Origin of the sequence: Burkholderia ubonensis subsp. mesacidophila (assembly GCF_002097715.1) — a bacterium.
In the GTDB taxonomy this organism is placed as follows: domain Bacteria; phylum Pseudomonadota; class Gammaproteobacteria; order Burkholderiales; family Burkholderiaceae; genus Burkholderia; species Burkholderia mesacidophila.
In genome coordinates this window covers 220,409-235,922 of record NZ_CP020739.1, presented here as the reverse complement: position 1 = coordinate 235,922, position 15,514 = coordinate 220,409, and the positions used below count along the sequence as shown (strand labels likewise).

General features: G+C 68.7%; 13 protein-coding genes. 3 read left to right on the top strand and 10 right to left on the bottom strand.

The genetic code is table 11. From position 1 onward, the window contains the following. Position 1: 1 nt before the first annotated feature. The gene (locus B7P44_RS33380; RefSeq protein WP_084910303.1) at positions 2–802 is read left to right on the top strand and encodes an AraC family transcriptional regulator; all 801 of its coding nucleotides are present in this window, start codon (positions 2–4) and stop codon (positions 800–802) included. 6 nt (positions 803–808) lie between these two features. Here B7P44_RS33380 and B7P44_RS33375 read toward each other — a convergent pair whose 3' ends face one another. Beyond that, positions 809–1,294, bottom strand: a complete 486-nt coding sequence (locus tag B7P44_RS33375; RefSeq protein ID WP_084910302.1) for an anthrone oxygenase family protein — start codon at positions 1,292–1,294, stop codon at positions 809–811. A gap of 3 nt (positions 1,295–1,297) precedes the next feature. Beyond that, entirely contained in the window at positions 1,298–2,122 is an 825-nt protein-coding gene (locus B7P44_RS33370; RefSeq protein ID WP_084910679.1) for an NmrA family NAD(P)-binding protein, read from the bottom strand. A gap of 91 nt (positions 2,123–2,213) precedes the next feature. Between B7P44_RS33370 and B7P44_RS33365 the strand changes: the two genes are divergently transcribed. Continuing rightward, a complete protein-coding gene (locus B7P44_RS33365; protein ID WP_084910301.1) occupies positions 2,214–2,885 on the top strand; it encodes a TetR/AcrR family transcriptional regulator in 672 nt (223 codons plus the stop codon). Between the two features lie 92 nt (positions 2,886–2,977). Here the strand turns inward: B7P44_RS33365 and B7P44_RS33360 are convergent, their stop codons facing one another. The 6 genes from B7P44_RS33360 to B7P44_RS33335 form a co-directional block, all read right to left on the bottom strand. Beyond that, complete coding sequence (locus B7P44_RS33360; protein ID WP_084910300.1) at positions 2,978–3,832, bottom strand: 3-hydroxybutyryl-CoA dehydrogenase; 855 nt, start codon at positions 3,830–3,832, stop codon at positions 2,978–2,980. Between the two features lie 33 nt (positions 3,833–3,865). Next, positions 3,866–5,062 (bottom strand): beta-ketothiolase BktB, encoded by a 1,197-nt coding sequence (gene bktB, locus B7P44_RS33355; RefSeq protein ID WP_084910677.1) that lies wholly within the window; start codon positions 5,060–5,062, stop codon positions 3,866–3,868. A 44-nt stretch (positions 5,063–5,106) separates the two neighbouring features. After that, positions 5,107–6,780, bottom strand: coding sequence for an electron transfer flavoprotein-ubiquinone oxidoreductase (locus B7P44_RS33350; protein WP_084910299.1), 1,674 nt, complete (start codon positions 6,778–6,780; stop codon positions 5,107–5,109). Between the two features lie 30 nt (positions 6,781–6,810). Beyond that, entirely contained in the window at positions 6,811–8,601 is a 1,791-nt protein-coding gene (locus tag B7P44_RS33345; RefSeq protein WP_084910298.1) for an acyl-CoA dehydrogenase, read from the bottom strand. 234 nt (positions 8,602–8,835) lie between these two features. Next, entirely contained in the window at positions 8,836–9,981 is a 1,146-nt protein-coding gene (locus tag B7P44_RS33340; protein WP_084910297.1) for an AraC family transcriptional regulator, read from the bottom strand. Then, on the bottom strand, positions 9,978–11,615 hold the full coding sequence (locus tag B7P44_RS33335) for an AMP-binding protein (protein ID WP_084910675.1): 1,638 nt from the start codon (positions 11,613–11,615) through the stop codon (positions 9,978–9,980). The genes B7P44_RS33340 and B7P44_RS33335 overlap by 4 nt, the downstream gene beginning before the upstream one ends. 360 nt (positions 11,616–11,975) lie before the next feature. Between B7P44_RS33335 and B7P44_RS33330 the strand changes: the two genes are divergently transcribed. Then, the gene (locus B7P44_RS33330; protein ID WP_084910296.1) at positions 11,976–13,082 is read left to right on the top strand and encodes an AraC family transcriptional regulator; all 1,107 of its coding nucleotides are present in this window, start codon (positions 11,976–11,978) and stop codon (positions 13,080–13,082) included. 85 nt (positions 13,083–13,167) lie between these two features. Here the strand turns inward: B7P44_RS33330 and B7P44_RS33325 are convergent, their stop codons facing one another. Together B7P44_RS33325 and B7P44_RS33320 are read right to left on the bottom strand one after the other, a co-directional pair. After that, a complete protein-coding gene (locus B7P44_RS33325; protein ID WP_084910295.1) occupies positions 13,168–14,682 on the bottom strand; it encodes a HAMP domain-containing sensor histidine kinase in 1,515 nt (504 codons plus the stop codon). Then, positions 14,679–15,413, bottom strand: coding sequence for a response regulator transcription factor (locus B7P44_RS33320; RefSeq protein WP_084910294.1), 735 nt, complete (start codon positions 15,411–15,413; stop codon positions 14,679–14,681). The genes B7P44_RS33325 and B7P44_RS33320 overlap by 4 nt, the downstream gene beginning before the upstream one ends. Between the last annotated feature and the right edge of the window lie 101 nt (positions 15,414–15,514).

Sequence of the window (15,514 nt, the reverse complement as noted above, 5' to 3'; positions counted from 1 at the left end):
AATGTCACGACCTGTCGCCAATCGGCCAACCCGGCCCGTGCACGAGGATGCGCACCTGCCCTACGAGTCGACGCCGATGCCCGTCTCGGCGATGTCGGCGTCGTATCCTCACGGCACCTGGATCGCGCCGCATCGCCATCGACGCGCGCAGCTGCTCTATGCGATCGAGGGCGTGATGCACGTGCAGTCCGACGGCGCGTCGTGGATCGTGCCGCCGACGCGCGGCGTCTGGCTCGAAGCCGGGCTCGACCATACGGTGCAGATGAGCGGCAACGTCGAGATGCGGACCGTGTTCGTCGAGCCGGGGGCGGTCGAGCATCTGCCCGGCCGCAGTTGCGTCGTCGAAGTGCATCCGCTCCTGCGCGAACTGATCCTCGCCGCGGTCGACGTCCCGCTCGACTACGCGCCCGGCTCGCGCCACGACCACCTGATGCGCCTGTTGCTCGCCGAGGTGACGGCCGCACCGCTGTTGCCGCTCTACCTACCGTGGCCGCACGACGCGCGACTGCGGACGATCTGCGACGCGCTCGTCGCCGCCCCCGACGACCTGCGCACGGTCGCCGAATGGGCCGCCATCGCCGGCATTTCGGTCCGGACGCTGCATCGCGGCTTCCAGCGCGAGACGGGGCTCGGCTTCCGCCGCTGGCGCGAGCAGGCGCGGCTGCTGCTCGCGCTCAAGCGCCTCGCGCATGGCGAGAAGGTGCTCACGGTCGCGATGGACCACGGCTACAGCAGCCAGAGCGCATTCTCCGCGATGTTCAAGCGCCATTTCGGCGTGTCGCCGTCGGCGTTCTACGCGTAGGCCGTGCTATCTCGCTGCAATCGCCGCGATGAACAATCCGCACGCCGCCGCGGATGCCACCGTGCGCGCGTGATTCCAGAGCGTCCAGTCGCGCAGGTAGCGCGCCCAGAACGCGGCCCCTTCCGCGCCGGACGGATCGGTCGCGGCGAGTGCGTCGTTGAGCGGCACGTTGAAGACCATCGTGACGACGAACATGCCGAGCACGTAGATCGCGCCGCCCGCGACGATCCATATCGCGCCGGGCTCGCCCCGGTGAAGCAGCGCGAGAATCGCCAGCGCCAGCGACGCCAGCGTCGTGCCGAGAAAGACCGGCATGAACAGCGACCGGACGATGTCGACGTTGATCGCGTTCATCGCGGCGACGCCGGCCGCCGGCGCGAGGCGGCCGAGCGACGTCATCACGAACGCGGAAAACGCGAAGTAGACCCCGGCCAGTACGCCGCAGCCGATGGCCGAGCCCCACAACAGGATCGCGGTGACGAGCGCGCGCATGGGTCAGGCGCTCCACACGCCGGTCGCGGCGGTCGTGCGCGCGTAATCCGCGAAATCGCGCGCGGGGCGCCCGAGCGCCTCGTCGACGCCGTGCATCACGCGGCTGTTGCGGCCGTCGAGCACCACGCTGAAGAGTTCGTCGAGCAACGTGACGATGTCTTCCGGCACGCCCGCTTCGCGCATGCCGAACGCGAATTCGTCGGCGGCGATCCGGCGATAGCGGACAGGCCGGCCGGCGGCACGCGCGATTTCGTCGGCAGCTTCGGCGAAGGTCAGCGCGCGCGGCCCGGTCAGTTCGTAGAGCCGGTTCGCGTGACGTGCGTCGGTCAGCGCGGCAACCGCCACGTCGGCAATGTCGTCGGCGTCGACGAACGGCTCGGGCACCGCACCGGCCGGCAGCGCGATTTCGCCGGCGCGCACGCTGTCGACGAGATAGCCTTCCGAGAAGTTCTGGTTGAACCAGCTCGCCCGCACCACCGTCCACGGCACGCCGGACGCCTGCAGCGCGGCTTCCGCGGCCTGCGCGCCGGGTTCGCCGCGCCCGGACAGCAGCACCACGCGCTCGACGCCGCTGTCGCGGGCAAGCCGGCCGAACGCCGCGATCGCGTCGGCCGCGCCGTCGACCGCGAGGTCGGGCTGGTAGGTCACATACGCGCGGGATACGCCGTCGAGCGCCGCGCGCCACGTGCCGCGGCGCGCCCAGTCGAACGCGGTGCCGGTCGAGCGCGACACCGGCCGGGTCGCGATGCCGAGCTTGCGAAGGCGGGCATCGACGCGCGCGCCCGTCTTGCCCGAACCGCCGACGATGAGGACAGGAAGCGTTGCCATGAGCGTCTCCTTCATGAAAGCGAGAATGTCTCGCGTTTTGAAAACACGATAGACTCTCGCATTTGAAAGATCAAGTTTTTCCGGAGGCGCAATGGCCACGCGAACGGCAACACGAAAATCGGTGCAGACCGACAGCGACGACGTCGCGAGCGTTCCGGGCCGGGCGCGCCTGGTTCCGACCCAGCAACGCAGCCGCGAGCGTTTCGAGCGCATTCTCGCGTGCGCGGCCGAGGTGATGGTCGAGAAGGGTTGCGACGCGTTCCGGATGAGCGACATCGTCGAGCGGACCGGCATCGCGTTCGGCTCGCTCTACCAGTACTTCCCGGACAAGACGGCCGTCATCGGCACGCTGGCGGAGCGCTACAACGCGCTCGGGCACGAATGCGTGCGGCGCGATCTGTCCAGGATGAAGCGGATCGAGGACCTGCACGACACGCTGTGCCGCATCACGGACAGCTATTACCGGATGTTCGTCGACGAACCGCTGATGCGGGACATCTGGCGCGCGACGCAGGCCGACCGGGCGCTGCAGGCGCTCGACGAGGCGGATGGTGCGTTTCTGGCGGGGTTGTTGACGGAGCGGCTGCGGGAGATCGCACCCGGCGCGCGCGACGCGCAGCTGTCGGCGTTCTCGGAACTGACGATGGTGCTGATCGCGGCGGCGGTTCGGTATGCGATCGGGTTGCCGCAGAAGGCGGCGAGGCAGCGGCTGGCGATGTTCAAGCGGACGTTGCCGACTGATCTGGCGGTGCTTGAAGCTTAGGGACTATTTGCGCCGATGACGGACGGCGATTTCGTGAAACCCGCATCGCCGCGACGACCGGTCTCCCGATCCGTCGCGACGATGCGGCAGCATCACGCGCTGTAGGCGTACACCCCGCGCCCGGTCTTCCGCCCGAGGCGTCCGGCCGTCACCATCTCGCGCAGCAGCGGGCACGCACGATACTTCGGATCCCCGAAGTCCTTCAGGAACACGTCCATCACCGCGAGGCACACGTCGAGCCCGACCAGATCCGCGAGCGCGAGCGGCCCGATCGGATGGTTCGCGCCCAGCTTCATCCCCTGGTCGATTTCCTCGGCCGACGCGATCCCTTCGGCGAGCACGAAGAACGCCTCGTTGATCATCGGCACCAGGATGCGGTTGACGACGAAGCCCGGCGAGTTGCGCACGCCGATCGGCGACTTGTCGAAGCGCTCCGTCAGCGCACGCACCGCGGCCGCGGTCGCGTCGCTCGTCTGCAGCCCGCGGATGATCTCGACGAGCGGCATCAGCGGCACCGGATTGAAGAAGTGCATGCCGACGAAGCGCGACGGGTCGGCGAGCGGCGCGGCGAGCGCGGTGATCGAGATCGACGACGTGTTGGTCGCGACGATCGCGTCCGCACGCACCACCGCTTCGATCTGCTTCAGGATGCGCGCCTTCAGCTCGACGTTCTCGGTGGCCGCCTCGATCACGATGTCGGCCGTCGCGAGCCGCTGGTAGTCGGTCGACGTCTCGATGCGCGCGAGCGCGGCGTCGCGCGTCGCGGCGTCGAGCTTGTCCTTCGACACGAGCCGGTCGAGGCTGCCCTTCAGCGTGGCGACGCCCTTCGCGAGCGCCGCGTCGTTGACGTCGATCATCACGACGTTGAGTCCCGCAACGGCCGCGGTTTGCGCAATGCCGTTGCCCATGGTGCCGGCGCCGATGACGCCTACGGTTTCGATTGCCATGACGATTCCTGTGGTCGGGTGCTGAGCGGTCGATTATTGAAGGTTTTCGAAGATCGCCGCAATCCCCTGCCCGCCGCCGATGCACATCGTCACGAGCGCGTAGCGGCCGCCGATGCGCTTCAGCTCATAGAGCGCCTTGACCGTGATCAATGCGCCGGTCGCGCCGATCGGATGGCCGAGCGAGATGCCCGAGCCGTTGGGGTTGACCTTCGCCGGATCGAGACCCAGCTCCTTCGTCACCGCGCACGCCTGGGCGGCGAACGCTTCGTTCGCCTCGATCACGTCGAGATCGGCAATCGTCAGCCCCGCGCGCTCGAGCGCCTTCTGCGTCGCCGGCACGGGGCCGATGCCCATGTACGCCGGATCGACGCCCGCGTGCGCATACGACACGAGCCGCGCGAGCGGCTTCACGCCCTGCGCGCGCGCCGCATCCGCGCTCATCATCAGCACGGCCGCCGCCGCGTCGTTGATGCCCGACGCGTTGCCGGCCGTCACCGTGCCGTTCTCCTTCTGGAACACCGGCTTGAGCTTCGTGAAATCGTCGGTGCTCGCGTCGTTGCGCACGTGCTCGTCGGTATCGAACTGCACTTCGCCCTTGCGCGTGCGGATCGCGATCGGCAGGATCTGGTCCTTGAAGCGCCCTTCCGCGATCGCGCGCGCCGCGCGACGATGCGATTCGAGCGCGAGCGCATCCTGGTCGTCGCGCGTGACGCCATACTTGCGCGCGACGTTTTCTGCGGTCACACCCATGTGGATCGTCTGGAACGGGTCGTGCAGCGCGCCGAGCATCATGTCGACGAGCTTGCCGTCGCCCATGCGCTGCCCGAAGCGCGCGGCCGGCACCGTGTACGGCGCGCGGCTCATGCTTTCCGCGCCGCCGCCGATCGCGACGTCCACGTCGCCGAGCAGGATCGTCTGCGCGGCCGACACGATCGCCTGCAAGCCCGAACCGCACAGCCGGTTCACGGTCAGCGCGGGCGTGTGCTGCGCGACGCCGCCTTCGATCGCCGCGACGCGGGCGATATACATGTCTCGCGGCTCCGTGTTCACGACATGGCCGAACACCACATGGCCGACCGCGTCGCCGGACACGTTCGCGCGCGACAGCACTTCGCGCACGACCTTCGCGCCGAGCTCCGTCGGCGCGAAGTCCTTCAGGCTGCCGCCGAAATCGCCGATCGCCGTGCGAACGCCGCTCACCACCACCACTTCTTTCGCTGCTTGGCTCATCATCTCTCTCCAGTTCGTTCGCGCACGCATGCGCGGTCACGCAATTACATGTTCGGGTAGTTCGGCCCGCCGCCGCCTTCCGGCGTGACCCACACGATGTTCTGCGTCGGGTCCTTGATGTCGCAGGTCTTGCAGTGCACGCAGTTCTGCGCGTTGATCACGAGGCGATCGCTGCCGTCGTCGTTCTTCACGAACTCGTACACCGCCGCCGGGCAGAACCGGCCTTCCGGTCCCGCGTACGTGCGCAGGTTCACGTTCACCGGCACGTTCGCATCCTTCAGCGTCAGGTGCGCCGGCTGGTTCTCCTCGTGGTTCGTGTTCGAGATGAACACCGACGACAGCCGGTCGAACGTCAGCTTGCCGTCCGGCTTCGGATACTCGATCGGCTCGCACTGCGACGCCGGCTTCAGCATCTCGTGGTCCGCGTGCTTGTGATGCAGCGTCCACGGCACGTTGCCGCCCATCACCTTCTGTTCGAGGCCGACCATCAGCGTGCCGAGATACAGCCCCTTCGCCATCCACTGCTTGAAGTTGCGCGCACGGTACAGCTCGGTGTACAGCCACGACTGCTTGAACGCATCCGGATACGCGTTGAGCTCGTCGCTCTGGCGGCCGGCCTGCACCGCGTCGAACGCCGCGTCCGCCGCCAGCATGCCGGTCTTGATCGCCGCGTGGCTGCCCTTGATCCGCGACGCGTTCAGGAAGCCCGCGTCGTCGCCGATCAGCGCGCCGCCCGGGAACACCGTCTTCGGCAGCGACAGCAGCCCGCCCGCGGTGATCGCGCGCGCGCCGTACGACACGCGCTTGCCGCCTTCGAGGAACGCGCGGATCGACGGGTGCGTCTTGTAGCGCTGGAACTCCTCGAACGGCGACAGGTACGGGTTCGTATAGCCGAGGCCGACCACGAAGCCGACCACGACCTGGTTGTTGTCCATGTGGTACAGGAACGAGCCGCCGTAGGTGTCCGACTTCAGCGGCCAGCCGGCCGTGTGGATCACGAGGCCCGGCTTGTGCTTGGCCGGATCGATTTCCCACAGTTCCTTGATGCCGATCCCGTACGCCTGCGGATCGGCGTTCGTGTCCAGCTTGAACTTCGAGATCAGCTGGCGTCCGAGGTGGCCGCGGCAGCCTTCGGCGAACAGCGTGTACTTCGCGTGCAGCTCCATGCCGAGCTGGAAGTTCTCGGTCGGCTCGCCGTCCTTGCCGATGCCCATGTTGCCGGTCGCGACGCCCTTCACGGAGCCGTCGTCGTTGTACAGGATCTCGGCGGCCGGGAAGCCCGGGAAGATCTCGACGCCCAGCGCTTCCGCCTGCGCCCCGAGCCAGCGCGTGACGTTGCCCAGCGAGATCACGTAGTTGCCGTGGTTCTTGAAGTTGTCCGGCAGCGCCCAGTTCGGCGTCTGCATCGCGCTCTTCTCGGACAGGAACAGGAAGCGGTCTTCGGTCACCTCGACGGTGAGCGGCGCGCCCTGTTCCTTCCAGTCGGGGAACAGCTCGCTGATCGCGCGCGGATCCATCACCGCGCCCGACAGGATGTGCGCGCCGATTTCCGAGCCCTTCTCGAGCACGCAGACGCCGATCTCGGCGCCTTTTTCAGCGGCGAGCTGCTTGAGCCGGATCGCCGCGGACAGCCCGGCAGGGCCGCCGCCGACGATCACGACGTCGTATTCCATCGATTCGCGCGGGCCGTATTGCGCGATCAGTTCATCTTTGGTCAAAGCTGAGTCTCCTCCTGCCGCAGTTCCGGATCAGAACTGGTCTTCCGTCAACGCGAGCACGCCCTCGCCGCCCTTTGCGCCGACGATCGACGCTTCGAACCCGCCCGCCTGCACGAGGATGTGTTCCGCAAAGAACTGCGCGATCGCGATCTTCGCGTCGTAGAACGCCGGATCGGTCGCGCGGTTCGCCTGCGCCACCACCAGCGCGCGCGCCATCTGCCACCCGCACAGCACCACGCCCGCCAGCTTCAGGTACGGCACGCTGCCCGCGAACACCGCGTTCGGGTCCTGCTTCGTGTTCGCCACCACATAATCGACCACCGCCGACAGCGACAGCGCGCCCTTCTCCAGCTGCGCCTTCATCGACGCCGCCGCCGCACCGTCGAGCTGGCCCAGCGCGTCGACCGTCCGACCGATCTCGCCGAGCAGCGCCTTCGCCACCGCGCCGCCGTCGCGCACCGTCTTGCGGCCGACCAGGTCGTTCGCCTGGATCGCCGTCGTCCCTTCGTAGATCGCCAGGATCCGCGCGTCGCGGTAGTACTGCGCGGCCCCCGTCTCCTCGATGAAGCCCATCCCGCCGTGCACCTGCACGCCCAGGCTCGCGACGTCGTTCACCATCTCCGTGCTCCAGCCCTTCACGACCGGCACCAGGTATTCGTAGATGGCCTGATGGCGCGCGCGCGTCGCCTCGTCCGCATGGCGGTGCGCGATGTCGCTGTGCGCGGCCGCCACATAGGCCAGCGCCCGCGCGCCTTCGGTCAGCGCGCGCATCGTGCCGAGCATCCGGCGCACGTCCGGGTGCTGGATGATCGCCACCGACTGCTTTGCAGAGCCGTCCACCGGCCGGCTCTGCACGCGCTCCTTCGCGAACGCCGCCGCCTTCTGGTATGCGCGGTCGGCCACGCCGATCCCCTGCATCCCGACGCCGAAGCGCGCCGCGTTCATCATGATGAACATGTATTCGAGGCCGCGGTTCTCCTCGCCGACCAGGTAGCCGACCGCGCCGCCGTGGTCGCCGTACTGCAGCACCGCGGTCGGGCTCGCCTTGATGCCGAGCTTGTGCTCGATCGACACGCAGTGCACGTCGTTGCGCGCGCCGAGGCTGCCGTCGTCGTTGACGAGGAACTTCGGCACGATGAACAGCGAAATCCCCTTCACGCCTTCCGGTGCGTTCGGCGTGCGCGCCAGCACCAGGTGGACGATGTTGTCCGCCATGTCGTGCTCGCCCCACGTGATGAAGATCTTGGTGCCGAACACCTTGTACGACCCGTCGCCCTGTGGCTCGGCGCGCGAGCGCACCAGCGCGAGGTCGGAGCCGGCCTGCGGCTCGGTCAGGTTCATCGTGCCGGTCCATTCGCCCGAGATCAGCTTCGGCACGTAGCGCTGCTTCTGCTCGTCGGTGCCCGCGGTCAGGAGCGCCTCGATCGCGCCGTCGGTCAACAGCGGACACAGCGCGAACGACAGGTTCGCCGCGTTCAGCATCTCGATGCACGGCGTCGCGATCAGCTTCGGCAGCCCCTGGCCGTCATACTCGGCCGGATGCTGCAGCCCCTGCCAGCCGCCTTCGACGAACTGGCGGAACGCTTCCTTGAAGCCCGGCGTCGCGGTCACGACGCCGTCCTTCCAGCTGCTCGGCTCGCGGTCGCCGTCGACGTTCAGCGGCGCCAGCACTTCGCCGCAGAACTTCGCGGATTCGTCGAGCACCGCCTGCGCGGTGTCGAAGCCCGCGTCCTCGAAACCCGGCAGCTGCGCGACGGCGTCGATGCCGGCCAGTTCCTTCAGCACGAACAGCATGTCCTTGACGGGGGCGGTATAGCTCATGGTCGATCTTCCAATCAGGCGGGAATAGGGGGTTCGCCACGCGGTCCGATACGGCAAAATCGGCCAGCAATTGGCAACGTTCGGGCAATCCTAACCCCAAGCTCACGGATTTCCATTGTCAAATCCGGCCCACGTACTGACAAAATCGGCCACGTCGTTGCCGCGACCGTCCCCGAAAACCCGTACCTGCCGGGCCGCCGGGCGACACCCGAAGCGACCCATCGCGCCCAGGCCCTACGCGCGCCGCCGATATGTCCCCGGCGTGCTGCCCGTCCAATGCCGAAACGCGCGATGAAACGCGCTCGGATCGTCGAAGCCGAGATCGGCGCCGATCGCCGCGATCGTGTCGGGCGTGTCGGTGAGCCGCTGGATCGCGATGTCGCGCCGCAGTTCATCCTTCAGCACCTGGAACGTCGTGCCTTCGGCCAGCAGGTGGCGGCTCAGCGTGCGCACCGAGCAGTGCAGGCTCGCGGCGGCTTCCTCGATCGTCGACAGGTCGGGCAGCCGGCCCGACAGATACTGCCGCACGCGATGGCAGACGAGCTGCTCGCTGAACGATTCGAAGATCCAGTCACCGGGCGCACGGGCGAGGAATTTGCGCAGGTTGCGCTTGCTTTGCCGGATCGGCACGTCGAGGTAGCTCGCGCTGAAGCGCATCAGCGTGCGGCTGGAGTCGAACTGCACCGGCCCCGAAAAGAAATAGAGGTGATCGATCGCATGGTGCGGCCGCGGACACGCGAACTCGACCTGCAGCAGCGGAATCTTCTGGCCGATCAGCCAGGAACACACGCCGTGCACGAGCTTGAGCATCAATTCCTGGCCGAGCGGGCCAAGCGGGCCGAGGGCCGGGTTCGGCCGGATCACGACCTGGCCGATCAGGCCATCGCGCTTCGATTCGACGAAGAAGTCGTCGAGCAGGATGTGGAAGAACTGACCGAAGCGATGCAGCGCCGTTTCGAGGTTGCGGGCATCGAGCAGGCTGAGGCACAGGTACTTCAGCGTGCCGCCGCGCAGCGGGCGCGAGAAGATGCCGGGCATTTCGTCGTCGAGATCGATCGCGAGTGTGCGGTACAGCGTCGAGAACTGCTCCTCGGTCACGCGCGCATTCGGTTCGCCCTGCAGCTCGCTCGGAATGCCGGCCCCGCGCAGGTAGCGCTCGATCACATCGGGCTGCAGGCCCGCACTCGCGAGGAACCCGTTGACGAGGGAAATCGGCACCGTCGCGCTCGGCGACGCCGACGGTCGGTCAGGCTGGGAGGAACTGGAATCTGGGCCGGTCATGGCGTACGCGTCCAACGAACCGCTGGCATTGTACTTGACCCGCCGCGGGCGGACGGCGAGCGCCGCCGCCCCGCCCCCGCGCCGGCGCCCCCGCGTCAATCGACGTGGCTGAGTTCCCGCCGGAGAATCTTGCCGACGGTCGATTTCGGGAGCCGTTCGACGAAACGGATCACCTTCGGCACCTTGTACGCCGCAAGGTTCGCGCGGCAATGCGCGATCAGGTCCGCCTCGGTGATGACGGCGTCGGCCGCCGCAACGACGAACAGCCTGACCGCCTCGCCCGTCTTCTCGTCGGGCACGCCGATGCACGCGCATTCGGCGACACCCGGGTACGCGGTCGCCACCGCTTCCACCTCGTTCGGGTAGACGTTGAAGCCCGACACGATGACCATGTCCTTCTTGCGGTCGACGATCTTCAGGAAGCCCTTATCGTCGAACACGCCGATGTCGCCGGTGCGGAAGTAGCCGTCCGCGGTGAACGCCCGCGCGTTCGCTTCCGGCTGCCGCCAGTAGCCGCGCATCACCTGCGGCCCCTTCACGCAGACTTCGCCGGGCGCGCCGATGCCGGCCTCGCGGTCGTCGTCGTCGAGCAGCTTCACGTCGGTGGACGGCAGCGGCAGGCCCGTGGTGCCCGTGAACGCGTCGATGGACGGCGGATTGAACGTGACCACGGGCGACGTCTCCGACAACCCGTAGCCTTCGCGGATGAAGCAGCCCGTCACGGCCTTCCAGCGCGCCGAGATCACGTCGATCACCGCCGTGCCGCCGCCCGCCGACAGCGTGAGGCGCGACCAGTCGATCTCCTTCAGGCGCGGGTGGTTCGCGAGCCCCGCGTACAGCGTGTTCACGCCGACGAACACCGTCGGCCGCGCGACCTTCAGCACGTCGATGAACGCGTCGAGGTCCCGCGGATTGGCGATCAGCCAGTTTTCCGCGCCGATCGAGAAATAGGACAGGAAATTCACCGTCAGCGCGAAGATGTGATACAGCGGGATCGCGGTGACGACGACTTCCTCGCCCGGCCGCTGCGCATCGAACACGAACACGCCGAACTGCGCGATGTTCGCGAGCAGGTTGCGGTGCGACAGCGCGGCGCCCTTCGACAGCCCGGTGGTGCCGCCCGTGTACTGGAGCAGCAGCAGGTCGTCGCCGCCGATCGCGACCGGCTCGCAGGCAAGCTGTTCACCCGCGGCGAGCGCGTCCGCGAGCGCGATCGCATCGCGCGGCAACGCTTCGCGCACGGCGTCGGGCACGTCGACGACGCCGAGATCGCCGCGGCCCACGGTGAGCACGGTGCGGATGCGCGGCGTGTTGGCGATCACGTCCGCGAACGTGCGCGTCGAGCCGCCGCACACGACGATCGTCTCGACGCCCGCGTCGTTGAGCTGGTGCTCGAGCTCGCGCGCGGTGTAGAGCGGATTGACGTTGACCTGAACGGCGCCGATCTTCGCGACGGCGATGAAGACGACCGGAAACGCGAGCACATTGGGCAGCATCACGGCCACGCGGTCGCCCTTGCGGACCCCGACGACCTGCTGCAGATAGGCGGCCAGCGCAGTCGAGTAGCGGTCGACGTCCGCGTAGGTCAGCGTCTGCCCCGACGCGCGGAACGCCGGCTTGTCGGCGAACCGGCGCATCGCGTCGTCCAGCAGTGCATTCATCGAGGGATGGCGATCGGGATCGATCTCGGCGGGGATCGCGCCATAAGACGCGGTCCAGTGTCTCTTGATCATGTAGGTATCCTTGGGCGGCCGGCGCACAGGCTTCGCGCATCGCGGGACCCGCTCCCGGATCGATGTTGGCGCCGCTCGGTCGACGACCCCAGGGCGCGGACCGTCTCACGAACGCCGACTATCGCCCGCCGGCCGCGCTTTGCAAATGATCGACGCGGCCGCAAAGATGATCGAAACGGACACGCGGGTCGTTCGCGCGCGCTGCCGCGCAGGGTGCGATGCCCCGCTGCGCTGCGCCGGGCGGGCGGTCCGGCCCGCCGGCGGCGGCCGGACTCAGGGTGAACCCGGTGGCGACCCGGCGCATTCGGGGGCAGAATCGCGTACCCGGAATCGGTATCAAATCGGACTCAGGACTCACCCATGCTGCGCGACGCGCCGTTGAAACCGGCTCAGACACGACACCCCGGCGATCGGTCGCCCGACGCCGCGCTGCCCGCCATGCTGCGCGAGAAGTGCTTCTCGCCGTCCAAGCTCGCGGTGCTGCTGCAGGTCGCGTCGGACCTCGGGCTCGACGCCGGCGCGGTGCTGGCGGGGACCGATCTCGATCCCGCCGCGGTCGCCGATCCGTTCACGCTCACGTCGTCGCAGCAATTCCTGACGGCCGCAAGCAACGCGCTCCGCGCATACGGCAACCCGGATCTCGGCGTGCGGGTCGGGCACCGGCTGCACGCGTCGAGCTACGGGATGTACGGCTACGCGATGCTGTGCTCGGAGTCGATGGGCCACGCGTTCGACTCGGCCGTCAAGTACCACCAGCTCGCGAACCGCATGCTCGAGATCCGCTGGGTCGTGCAGGACGACACGGTGTCGTGGCTGCTTCCCGATCGGGAAACCATGCCGCTGCCCTGTCTCGACGAGCCGCTGTACCGCTTCCTGATCGACATGCAGTTCGCGCTGCACGTGACGATCATCAAGGACGTGATGGGCGCGTGGTGCGTGCCGGCGCGTGCACAGTTCACGCAGCCGGAGCCGCCGCACGCGGCCATGCTGTCCGACGCGCTCGAATGCCCGCTCGCGTTCGACCAGCCGCGCAACGTGCTCAGCTACCCGGCCGCGTGGCTCGCGCGCGCGCCGCAGCTCGCGAACCCGATCACCGCCGCGCAGGTGTCGTCGCACTGCGCACGGCTGCTCGATGAACTGCGCACCCAGTCGGGCGTCACGCGCCGCGTCTACCAGGAACTCACGCGCACGCCGGGGCAGTTCCCGGACCTCGACACGATCGCGGACAACCTGTGCATCACCGCGCGCACGCTGCGCCGCAAGCTCGAGGCCGAAGGCACGTCGTACAGCGAACTGCTGACGAGCGTGCGCAAGGCGCTCGCGATCGACTACCTGACCACGACCACGCTCAGCACCGAGGACATCGCGGCGACGCTCGGCTTCAGCGACGCGGTGGGGTTCCGCCACGCGTTCAAGCGCTGGACCGGCACGACGCCGAGCGACGTGCGGCGCAAGCGCGGCAACTAGGCGAGCAGGTACTCGCACGCCAGCGTGCGCGCGCGATGCAGGCGGCTTTTCGCGGCGGCCGGCGACAAGCCGGTGCGCGCCCCATTCAATTTTTTTGCGGCGCCCGTTCGCCGTCGCCCGTCGCCGGATGCGCGACCGCCAGCGCGAACTCGAACACCGCCCCCCGCCCGGCCCGGTCGACCAGCCGGATCGCGCTGCCGTGCAGCAGCAGCATCCGGTGGACGATCAGCAGCCCGAGCCCGCCGCTCTGCGCCGCGCCGCCCGCGCCCGTCGGCCGCTGTGGCCGCCGGAACAGCCCTTCGCGCCGCTCCGGCGGAATGCCCGGACCGGTGTCCGCGACCGTCACCACGACCGTGCTGTCGCGCGGCTCGAGCGCGATCTCGACCTCGCCGTGCTCCGGCGTGTGCCGCAGCGCGTTGTCGAGCAGGTTGGTCAGCACGCGCTCGATCATCCCGAGATCCGCCGACACGTTCGGCACGCGCGGCGGGATCCGCGCGTGCAGCGTGACATCGCGCGCCTTCGCGGCCAGCTCGAACTTCTGGAACACGTCCTGTACGAGATCGACGAGCGAGAACGGCTCGCGCTCGGGCTGCACGCCGCCCGATTCGAGCCGCGCGAGCTCGAACAGCGCCTGCGCGAGCCGGCCGACCTTCGCGCTCTGCGCGAGCGCGATCGACAGGTAGCGCCGGCGCTCGGCGTCGCCGAGCGAGTCGGTCTTCAGCGACAGCGTCTCCAGGTAGCCGTGCAGCGACGTGAGCGGCGTGCGCAGGTCATGCGAGATGTTCGTGATCAGCTCGCGGCGCTGCTGGTCCTGCCGCGTCAGCGCGCGCCATTGCTCGCCGATCCGGTCGGCCATCTGCGCGTACGTCGATTCGAGCACCGCGATGTCGTCGCCGCGCCGCCCGGGCGGCGAGCGCGGCACAGCCGGCTGCGTGTCGGGCTCGCCGTCCGCGTCGAAGCGGCGCATCGCATCGGTCAGCCGCCGCAGCGGGCGCGTGATGAAGCTGAACGCGCTCAGGCCCGCCAGCAGCCCGAACAGCGCGACGAGCGCCATCGACCACAGCGTCGTGCGCAGCACGTTGCCGGCGTCGAACCGCGCCGCGAGCTTGTCGTGCGCCTCGCCTAGCAGCACCACGTAGATGTAGCCCGCCGGCGCCTGCCCCGTGCGGCGCAGCGGCGCGGCGCTGAAGATCTTGCGTGCGCTCGGGCTGCGCGGATCGTCGCCGAGGATCGGCAGCGGCTCGCCCGCGAGGAAGCGCTGCACCGGCGCGAGATCGACGCGGTCGCGCTTCACGTGCCCGGGCGGCGCATCGTCGCCCTTGATCCTCCCGGCGGCGTCGAGCAGGTACACCTCGACGCTCGGGTTCACGCCCATCAGCTGGCCGAACAACGTGCGCACGGCGTCCGGGCGCAGGCCGTTCGCGTCCGTCAGCGGCGTGATGTTCGCGATGTGCGCGGCGAGATCGCGCGACAGGCCCTGCACGACTTCCATCTCGCGCATGTCGTTCGCGCGGATCTGCAGCCACGCGGACGCGCCCGAGCACACGAGCAGCAGCACCGAGAACACGAGCGACAGCCGCTGGGTGAGCGTCAGCTTCATTGCGCGTCCCGCTGGCCCGGCGCGGCCAGCTTGTAGCCGCGTCCCCACACGGTGAGGATTCGCGCGGGCTCGGCCGGGTCCGCCTCGATCTTCGCGCGCAGCCGGTTGATGTGGGTGTTGACCGTGTGTTCGTAGCCTTCGTGCTGGTAGCCCCACACCGCGTTCAGCAGGTCCATCCGCGAGAACACCTTGCCGGGATGCCGCGCGAAGAAATACAGCAGGTCGAACTCGCGCGGGGTCAGGTCGATGCGCACGCCGTCGATGCTCGCCTCGCGCGCGATCGGGTCGACCGACAGCCCCGCGACGTCGAGCGTGCCCGCGTCGACGCGCGAATCCCGCGCGAGCGCGTCGACGCGGCGCAGCAGCGCCTTGACCCGCGCAACCAGTTCGAGCACCGAGAACGGCTTCGCGAGATAGTCGTCGGCGCCGAGCTCGAGGCCGAGGATCCGGTGCACCTCGCTCGAGCGCGCGCTCGTGATGATGATCGGCGTGTAGCGCTGCATCCCGCGCGCGCGGCGGCAGATCTCGAGGCCGTCTACGCCCGGCAGCATCAGGTCGAGGATCAGCGCGTCCCAGTTGCCCTGCTCGAGCAGCCGCAGGCCCTCGGCGCCGTCCGCGCTGTGCACGACCTCGTAGCGCTCGTCGCGCAGGTGCAGGCTCAGCACGTCGGCGATGTCCGCGTCGTCCTCGACGATCAGGATGCGTTTCGGGTGGTCCTTCGGGTGGTCCATGTCGGAGCGGCACCGCACACGGTGCGTCAGGGTCTCGGTCGGGGTCGGATGGCGGTGGATGCCGCCCTGCCGCCATTGTGCAGAATTTTGCGGCGGCAAGT

Bases quoted from the DNA above. Each gene is read 5' to 3' on its own strand.
- B7P44_RS33360 (WP_084910300.1), bottom strand. From the start codon at position 3,832: ATGGCAATCGAAACCGTAGGCGTCATCGGCGCCGGCACCATGGGCAAC.
- B7P44_RS33365 (WP_084910301.1), top strand. From the start codon at position 2,214: ATGGCCACGCGAACGGCAACACGAAAATCGGTGCAGACCGACAGCGAC.
- bktB (WP_084910677.1), bottom strand. From the start codon at position 5,062: ATGAGCCAAGCAGCGAAAGAAGTGGTGGTGGTGAGCGGCGTTCGCACG.
- B7P44_RS33325 (WP_084910295.1), bottom strand. From the start codon at position 14,682: ATGAAGCTGACGCTCACCCAGCGGCTGTCGCTCGTGTTCTCGGTGCTG.
- B7P44_RS33375 (WP_084910302.1), bottom strand. From the start codon at position 1,294: ATGCGCGCGCTCGTCACCGCGATCCTGTTGTGGGGCTCGGCCATCGGC.
- B7P44_RS33345 (WP_084910298.1), bottom strand. From the start codon at position 8,601: ATGAGCTATACCGCCCCCGTCAAGGACATGCTGTTCGTGCTGAAGGAA.
- B7P44_RS33380 (WP_084910303.1), top strand. From the start codon at position 2: ATGTCACGACCTGTCGCCAATCGGCCAACCCGGCCCGTGCACGAGGAT.
- B7P44_RS33320 (WP_084910294.1), bottom strand. From the start codon at position 15,413: ATGGACCACCCGAAGGACCACCCGAAACGCATCCTGATCGTCGAGGAC.
- B7P44_RS33330 (WP_084910296.1), top strand. From the start codon at position 11,976: ATGCTGCGCGACGCGCCGTTGAAACCGGCTCAGACACGACACCCCGGC.
- B7P44_RS33335 (WP_084910675.1), bottom strand. From the start codon at position 11,615: ATGATCAAGAGACACTGGACCGCGTCTTATGGCGCGATCCCCGCCGAG.
- B7P44_RS33370 (WP_084910679.1), bottom strand. From the start codon at position 2,122: ATGGCAACGCTTCCTGTCCTCATCGTCGGCGGTTCGGGCAAGACGGGC.